The sequence below is a fragment of the Comamonas trifloxystrobinivorans genome (assembly GCF_043359985.1).
Taxonomy (GTDB): Bacteria; Pseudomonadota; Gammaproteobacteria; order Burkholderiales; family Burkholderiaceae_C; genus Comamonas; species Comamonas trifloxystrobinivorans.
Genome location: NZ_JBHZGV010000028.1, coordinates 40388 through 48485 on the forward strand (window position 1 = coordinate 40388; position 8098 = coordinate 48485).

8 protein-coding genes and 1 tRNA gene are annotated in these 8098 nt (G+C 58.2%); all 9 read right to left on the reverse strand.

Annotated elements, in window-relative coordinates; genetic code table 11:
- Positions 1-17: 17 nt before the first annotated feature.
- The gene (rpoB, locus tag ACFIQF_RS23505; protein ID WP_393946090.1) at positions 18-4130 is read right to left on the reverse strand and encodes a DNA-directed RNA polymerase subunit beta; all 4113 of its coding nucleotides are present in this window, start codon (positions 4128-4130) and stop codon (positions 18-20) included.
- A 271-nt stretch (positions 4131-4401) separates the two neighbouring features.
- Entirely contained in the window at positions 4402-4779 is a 378-nt protein-coding gene (gene rplL / locus ACFIQF_RS23510; protein WP_393946091.1) for a 50S ribosomal protein L7/L12, read from the reverse strand.
- 42 nt (positions 4780-4821) lie between these two features.
- The gene (gene rplJ / locus ACFIQF_RS23515; protein ID WP_393946092.1) at positions 4822-5331 is read right to left on the reverse strand and encodes a 50S ribosomal protein L10; all 510 of its coding nucleotides are present in this window, start codon (positions 5329-5331) and stop codon (positions 4822-4824) included.
- A 238-nt stretch (positions 5332-5569) separates the two neighbouring features.
- Positions 5570-6265, reverse strand: a complete 696-nt coding sequence (gene rplA / locus ACFIQF_RS23520) for a 50S ribosomal protein L1 (protein WP_393946093.1) — start codon at positions 6263-6265, stop codon at positions 5570-5572.
- A 1-nt stretch (position 6266) separates the two neighbouring features.
- The gene (rplK, locus tag ACFIQF_RS23525; protein ID WP_393946094.1) at positions 6267-6698 is read right to left on the reverse strand and encodes a 50S ribosomal protein L11; all 432 of its coding nucleotides are present in this window, start codon (positions 6696-6698) and stop codon (positions 6267-6269) included.
- A 149-nt stretch (positions 6699-6847) separates the two neighbouring features.
- On the reverse strand, positions 6848-7441 hold the full coding sequence (gene nusG / locus ACFIQF_RS23530) for a transcription termination/antitermination protein NusG (RefSeq protein WP_393946095.1): 594 nt from the start codon (positions 7439-7441) through the stop codon (positions 6848-6850).
- Positions 7441-7824 (reverse strand): preprotein translocase subunit SecE, encoded by a 384-nt coding sequence (gene secE, locus ACFIQF_RS23535; protein ID WP_393946097.1) that lies wholly within the window; start codon positions 7822-7824, stop codon positions 7441-7443. Before secE ends, nusG begins: the two co-directional genes overlap by 1 nt.
- Before the next feature lie 82 nt (positions 7825-7906).
- A tRNA-Trp gene (locus tag ACFIQF_RS23540) sits at positions 7907-7982 on the reverse strand.
- 8 nt (positions 7983-7990) lie between these two features.
- A partial coding sequence (locus ACFIQF_RS23545; RefSeq protein ID WP_489672292.1) for an EF-Tu C-terminal domain-related protein occupies positions 7991-8098 on the reverse strand: 108 nt, incomplete at its 5' end.

Genomic DNA, 8098 nt, shown 5'->3' on the forward strand with positions numbered 1-8098 from the left:
CTCTTTCCCCCTTCAAATTAAGAACGTTCCAGTTCGATGTCCAGGCCCAAGGAACGGATTTCCTTGACCAGCACATTGAACGATTCCGGCATGCCGGCTTCGATAGCGTGTTCGCCCTTGACGATGGACTCGTACACCTTGGTACGGCCTTGCACGTCGTCGGACTTGACGGTCAGCATTTCCTGCAGCACATAGGCGGCGCCGTAAGCTTCCAGCGCCCACACTTCCATTTCACCGAAACGCTGACCACCGAACTGGGCCTTACCGCCCAGAGGTTGTTGCGTCACCAGCGAGTACGGGCCAGTGGAGCGAGCGTGCATCTTGTCGTCGACCAAGTGGTGCAGCTTCAGGTAGTGCATGTAGCCGATGGTGGTCGGGCGCTCGAAGCGCTCGCCAGTGCGGCCGTCATACAGGTAAGCCTGCGTGCGTGGCTCGGTCAGGCCCTTGCGTTCCTTGATGTCATCAGGGTATGCCAGCTTGAGCATGTCCTTGATTTCCTGCTCGGACGCACCGTCGAACACCGGCGTTGCGAAAGGCACGCCGTTCTTCAGGTTTTCGGCCATGAACATGATCTGGTCATCGGACAGCTCGGCCAGGTCTTCCTTGCGGCCGCGGCTGTTGTAGACCTCTTCCAGGAAGGAGCGCACTTCCGCAGCGCGGGCTTCTTCCTGCAGCATGTTGCCAATGCGCTGGCCCAGGCCCTTGCCGGCCCAGCCCAAGTGCACTTCCAGCACCTGACCGATGTTCATACGCGAAGGCACGCCCAGCGGGTTCAGCACGATGTCGGCGGTGGTGCCGTCAGCCATGAAAGGCATGTCTTCCACCGGCACGATCTTGGAGACCACACCCTTGTTACCGTGGCGGCCGGCCATCTTGTCACCAGGCTGCAGACGGCGCTTGACGGCCAGGTACACCTTGACCATCTTCAGCACGCCGGCGGGCAGCTCGTCGCCTTGGGTGAGCTTCTTGCGCTTTTCTTCGAAAGCCAGGTCGAAGTTGTGGCGCTGCTGCTCGATCGAGTTCTTGATGGACTCCAGCTGTGCGGCCACATCGTCTTCGGCAGGGCGAATATCGAACCAGTGGAACTTCTCCACGCCGTCCAGATAAGCCTTGTCGATCTTGGTGCCCTTGGCCAGCTTTTGCGGGCCGCCATTGGCCACGCGGCCGTTGAGCAGCTTGGCGATACGGTCGAAAGCGTCGGCTTCCACGATACGCAGCTGGTCGTTCAGATCCAGACGGAAGCGCTTGAGCTCGTCGTCAATGATCTGCTGGGCGCGCTTGTCGCGGGTGATGCCTTCACGCGTGAACACTTGCACGTCGATCACGGTACCTTGCGAGCCCTGGTCCACACGCAGCGAGGTGTCCTTCACGTCCGAAGCCTTCTCGCCGAAGATGGCGCGCAACAGCTTCTCTTCTGGCGTCAGCGTGGTTTCGCCCTTAGGCGTGACCTTGCCCACCAGCACGTCGCCGGGCTGCACTTCGGCACCCACGTAGATGATGCCGGATTCGTCCAGACGGTTGAGTTGTTGCTCCGACAGGTTCGGAATATCGCGCGTGATTTCTTCGGCACCCAGCTTGGTGTCGCGGGCCATCACCACGAGTTCTTCGATGTGGATCGAGGTGTAGCGGTCTTCGGCCACCACGCGCTCAGAGATCAAGATCGAGTCTTCGAAGTTGTAGCCGTTCCAGGTCATGAACGCGATCAGCATGTTCTGACCAATGGCGATTTCGCCCAGGTCGGTCGATGCGCCGTCGGCGATCACGTCACCCTTGGCCAGCTTGTCGCCGCGGCGAACCACAGGACGCTGGTGGATGTTGGTGTTCTGGTTGGAACGCTGGTACTTGATCAGGTTGTAGATGTCCACACCGACTTCACCGGCCACGGCTTCTTCGTCGTTCACGCGGATCACGATACGGGTCGCGTCCACATAATCGACGATACCGCCACGGGTTGCGGTCACCACGGTGCCCGAGTCCACAGCGGCCACGCGCTCGATACCGGTACCGACCATGGGCTTTTCAGGACGCAGCACAGGCACGGCCTGGCGCGACATGTTGGCACCCATCAAAGCGCGGTTCGCGTCGTCGTGTTCCAGGAACGGAATCAGCGAAGCAGCCACCGACACGATCTGTGCAGGCGACACGTCCATGTACTGCACGCGCTCGGCGGACAGCAGCGTCGATTCACCGTTTTCACGGGCCGACACCAGGTCGCCCGTCAGACGGCCTTCGGCGTCCAGCTCGGCGTTGGCCTGAGCGATAACGTACTTGCCTTCTTCGATCGCCGACAGGTAATCGATCTGGTCGGTCACCTTGCCATCCACCACGCGGCGATACGGCGTTTCGATAAAGCCGTATTCGTTCAGGCGGGCGTACAGAGCCAGCGAGTTGATCAGACCAATGTTAGGACCTTCAGGCGTTTCGATAGGGCAGACGCGGCCGTAGTGGGTCACGTGCACGTCACGCACTTCGAAGCCGGCGCGCTCGCGGGTCAGACCGCCTGGGCCCAGAGCGGAAACACGACGCTTGTGCGTGATTTCAGCCAGCGGGTTGGTCTGGTCCATGAACTGCGACAACTGCGAGGCACCGAAGAATTCCTTCAGCGCTGCCGAGATCGGCTTGCTGTTGATCAGGTCGTGAGGCATCAGCGGCTCTTGTTCCGCTTGGCCCAGACGCTCCTTCACAGCCTTTTCGATACGTGCCAGACCGGTGCGGAACTGGTTTTCGGCCAGCTCGCCCACGCAACGCACGCGGCGGTTACCCAGGTGGTCGATGTCGTCGACTTCGCCCTTACCGTTGCGCAGATCCACCAGGATCTTCACCACTTCCAGGATGTCTTCGTTGGACAGCACCATCGGGCCGGTAGGCGTGTCGCGGCCGATCTTGGCGTTGAACTTCATGCGGCCGACGCGCGACAGATCGTAGGTGTCTTCGTTGTAGAACAGACGCTGGAACAGCGCTTGCACGGCGTCTTCCGTAGGCGGCTCACCAGGGCGCATCATGCGGTAGATGGCCACGCGGGCAGCGAATTCGTCGGCGGTTTCATCGGTGCGCAGGGTCTGCGAAATGTAGGCGCCGTGGCTCAGTTCGTTGGTGTAGATGCAAGGCAGCTCTTGAATGCCGGCGCTGCGCAGCTTTTTCAGCAGCGCTTCGGTCAGCTCTTCGTTGGCCTTGGCGATGATTTCGCCGGTGTCAGGGTCAACGATGTTCTTGGCGACCACGCGGCCGAGCAAGAAATCTTCCGGCACGCTGACGAACTTGGTGCCCGATTGCTCGAGCTCGCGGGTGTGGCGTGCGGTGATGCGCTTGTCCTTGGCGACGACGACCTTGCCCGACTTGTCGGTGATGTCGAAGCGGGCAATTTCACCTTTCAGACGGTCGGCCACAAATTCCATTTGTGCGCCGCTGTCCATCAGGCGGAAGTTGTCGTTTTCGTAGAAGGTCGCCAGGATCGACTCTGGCGTCATGCCGATGGCCTTCAGCAGAATCGACACCGGCATCTTGCGGCGACGGTCCACGCGGAAGTACAGCAGGTCCTTGGGGTCGAATTCAAAGTCGAGCCACGAACCACGGTAAGGGATGATGCGGGCCGAGAACAGCAGCTTGCCCGAGCTATGGGTCTTGCCCTTGTCGTGCTCGAAGAACACGCCAGGCGAGCGGTGCAGCTGAGACACGATCACGCGCTCGGTACCGTTGACGATGAACGAGCCCTTGTCGGTCATCAGGGGCACTTCGCCCATGTAGACTTCCTGCTCCTTCACCTCCTTGACCACCTTGGACTGCGGCGTCGACGACTCGCGGTCATAGATGATCAGCTGCACCTTGGCACGCACGGCGGACGAGAAGGTCAGACCACGGGTCTGGCACTCGCGCACGTCGAAAGCCGGCTTGGCGAGGTTGTACTCGACAAACTTCATCTCGACAAAACCATTGTGCGAGACGATCGGGAAAGCAGAGTTGAAGGCGGCTTGCAAGCCTTCATCAGTACGTTTTTTAGGGGCCGAGTCTGCTTGCAAGAATGCGGTGTACGCATCTTTTTGCATTTGCAGCAGGTAAGGCACTTCGAGCACGCTATCGCGGCTGCCGAAACTTTTGCGGATTCGCTTGCGTTCGGTGTAAGAATAGGCCATGAGATCTCCGGGCAAAGACATGAGTCCTGGGTCTTCGACGACGCCCCTCAACGGGGTTTGCAGCTTGGTGGGTTGGCCACTACCAACCATGGCAGACGGTGGTGCATTGCACACCACCCGAACCAAGGGGTTTTCTAGTGTCGGATGTTAGAAAACACTACAAAACAGCCAGCGCTGGCTGCTTTGTGGTGGCCTCTGGGGCCAGCGCTTTCCAGAAGCGCCAAAGGCTGGAAGCCCCAAACGGAACTTCCAGCCCTCAAAACTGAAAGAATTACTTCAGTTCAGCCTTAGCACCAGCTTCGGTCAGCTTCTTGGCAGCAGCTTCAGCGTCAGCCTTAGGCATAGCTTCCTTCAGGGTCTTAGGAGCGCCGTCGACCATGTCCTTGGCTTCCTTCAGGCCCAGACCGGTGATTTCGCGCACAGCCTTAATCACGCCAACCTTGTTAGCGCCGGCTTCCACCAGCACCAGGTTGAAATCGGTCTTTTCTTCAGCAGCAGCACCGCCAGCAGCAGCGCCACCAGCAGCGGGAGCGGCCATAGCAGCAGCGCTCACGCCAAACTTCTCTTCAATTGCCTTGACCAGGTCGTTCAGTTCCAGAACAGTCATGCTGTCCAGGGCGGTCAAGAATGCGTCTTTATCGAATGCCATTTTGATTTCCTAAAAATTTCGGTTGGTTATGCCGCGCGTCAATTAAGCTGCAGCAACTTCGGCGCCTTCGCCCTTTTTGGCCGCCAGCGCGCCCAGCACAACGGCGGTACGCGACATAGGCGACATGAGCAGGCCACACAATTGGGCCAGCAGCACTTCCTTGGAAGGCACGCTTGCCAGTTGCTTCACGCCATTAACGTCCAACGCCTTTCCTTCGTATGCACCACCGCGAATCACCAACTTGTCGTTGGTCTTCGCGAAATCGGCCACCACCTTGGCGGCGGCGATTGCATCTTCAGAGAAACCGTAGATCAGCGGGCCGGTCATCTGGTCAGCCACCACTTCGAAGCTGCTACCAGCAACAGCGCGACGAGCCAGGGTGTTCTTCAGAACACTCAGGCTCACGCCTTGCTTGCGTGCTTCCACACGCAGCTTCGTCATGTCAGCGACCGTGATGCCGCGGTATTCCGCGAACACAAGCGTTTGAGCTTTAGCGGCGAGGCTGGTCACTTCATTGATGACCGCTTCTTTCTCACTGCGATTCAGACTCAAGGTCTACTCCTTCAAATGCGCATAAGCGGCGAACCACCCATGCGCGCTCTTGTTGCAGCGACCAACTGTTTTGGAAATACATCCATCTGCAGCGGGATCGCCATCTGCGTTGGCCAAAGATTTAAGTGATCTTGCATCACGCCAACGGTCTTGGATGGCCTGCTACCGACACGAAGTTGGTAACAGCCCACCACACCAGGCTGGCACTTGCGTGCCCGCCTGACGATTTTTTTAGCAATTACGCTGCGATGGTTTGTGCATCGACGCGAACGCCGACACCCATCGTGGACGACACTGCCACCTTGCGCAGGTACACACCCTTGCTGGTTGCAGGCTTGGCCTTGTTCAGGGCTTCCACCAGAGCTGCCAGGTTGCCTTGCAGCTTGTCGTTGTCGAACGAGCGACGACCGATGGTCGAGTGAACGATACCAGCCTTGTCAACGCGGAACTGCACTTGACCTGCCTTGGCGTTCTTCACAGCCGTAGCAACGTCAGGGGTCACGGTGCCAACCTTGGGGTTAGGCATCAGACCACGGGGGCCCAGGATCTGACCCAGGGTACCCACAACGCGCATCGCGTCAGGGGCAGCGATCACCACGTCGAAAGGCATGTCACCGGCCTTGACCATGGCGGCCAGGTCGTCCATACCCACCACGTCAGCACCAGCGGCCTTGGCTTCGTCAGCCTTGGCGCCTTGTGCGAACACGGCCACGCGGGTGGTCTTGCCAGTGCCATTAGGCAGAACCACGGCGCCACGCACCACTTGGTCCGACTTCTTGGCATCCACGCCCAGCTGGATAGCCACGTCGATGGATTCATCAAACTTGGCCGTAGCAGCTTCCTTGACGAGAGCTACTGCATCAGCGAATGCGTACAGCTTGGTGGTGTCCACCTTGCCTTGCAGGGCTTTTTGCTTCTTGGTCAACTTTGCCATCTCAGAGGCCCTCCACCGTAACGCCCATGGAACGGGCAGAACCAGCCAGCGTACGCACAGCGGCGTTCACGTCAGCAGCGTTCATGTCCTTCAACTTGGTCTTGGCGATTTCTTCCAGCTGAGCGCGGGTGATCTTGCCGACCTTGTTGGCCAGAGGATTGGAGGAGCCCTTGTCGAGCTTGATAGCCTTCTTGATCAGCACCGTTGCGGGTGGGGTCTTGATCACGAAGGTGAAGCTCTTGTCCGCGAAAGCGGTGATCACCACAGGCAGTGGCAGACCAGGTTCAACACCTTGGGTCTGGGCGTTGAACGCCTTGCAGAATTCCATGATGTTCAAACCACGTTGGCCCAGTGCGGGACCGATAGGTGGCGATGGGTTGGCCTTACCAGCTGGCACTTGCAGCTTGATGAAGCCGACAATCTTCTTTGCCATTTTTAGCTCCTTGCGGGTACAAACGCCAACACGACATTCGTGCTGGCTCCCCGGGGTTAAGACTCTGTTTAGGCACCGAGTCCGTAGGTGCTTGAAAAACATGCAAAGCTTCGGCGAGCGAAGCTTTGGTATTTGTCAGTGAAGACGAATCAGGTTTTCTCGACCTGGCCGAATTCGAGCTCAACAGGAGTCGAGCGGCCAAAGATCATAACAGAAACGCGAAGTCGACTCTTTTCGTAGTTTACTTCTTCGACGGTTCCGTTGAAATCGGTGAACGGGCCTTCCTTGACACGCACCAACTCGCCCACCAGGAATTCGATCTTGTGGCGCGGCTTGTCCGAGCCCTCTTCCATCTGGCTGACAATCTTTTGCACTTCCGCTTCCGAGATGGGAGCGGGACGGTTCTTGGCACCGCCGACAAAACCCGTCACCTTGCTGGTGTGCTTGACCAAGTGCCAGGTATCGTCATCCATCACCATTTCGACGAAGACATAACCCGGGAACAGACGGCGCTCAGTGGTCTTCTTCTGACCATTGCGCACTTCCACCACTTCTTCGGTCGGCACCAGAATGCGACCAAACTTGTTTTGCATCTCGGAGCGGTTGATACGCTCCTGGATATTGCGCTCGACTGCCTTTTCCATGCCCGAATAGGCGTGAACAATGTACCAGCGCAGATCCGGATTGGCAGGACTAATAGGCGCCTCAGCGCCCGTGTTTGTTGTTACGTCTGTGTTCGACATTACTTCCTCCAGCCCAGAATCAGGTCGTACAGCACCCATTCCAGCGTTTTATCGGTCAGCCACAAGAACAGCGACATGACAACGACAAAGGCAAAAACATAGGCCGTCATCTGCAGCGTTTCCTTGCGCGAAGGCCACACCACTTTTTTGACTTCGCGCCAAGAATCCTTGGCAAAGCCCACGAACTGCTTGCCTGGCTCCGACACCAGAAACACTGCTGCAGCCGCCACCAGGCCCACCAGCAGCACAGCCCACTGCACTACCGCGCCCTGCTTGGACAACAGGTAAAAGCCGGCAATCCCAGCGATTACCAGCACTGCGACGCCGACCAGCTTGAGCTTGTCCGCACCAGAACTAACCGTTTCAACTTGTGTAGCAGCCATGTCGACAATCAGATTAAAACAGCGTCGCTCAAGACGCCGAAGCCCGCCAATATTAGGCGGGCTTGGTTGACCACTTATTCAGTGGCAGGGGCAGTAGGAATCGAACCTACAACCTTCGGTTTTGGAGACCGACGCTCTGCCAATTGAGCTATACCCCTACGAAAATTTACGCCAGGATCTTGGCAACCACGCCAGCACCGACGGTACGACCACCTTCGCGGATAGCGAAGCGCAGACCTTCTTCCATAGCGATAGGAGCGATCAGCTTGACGGT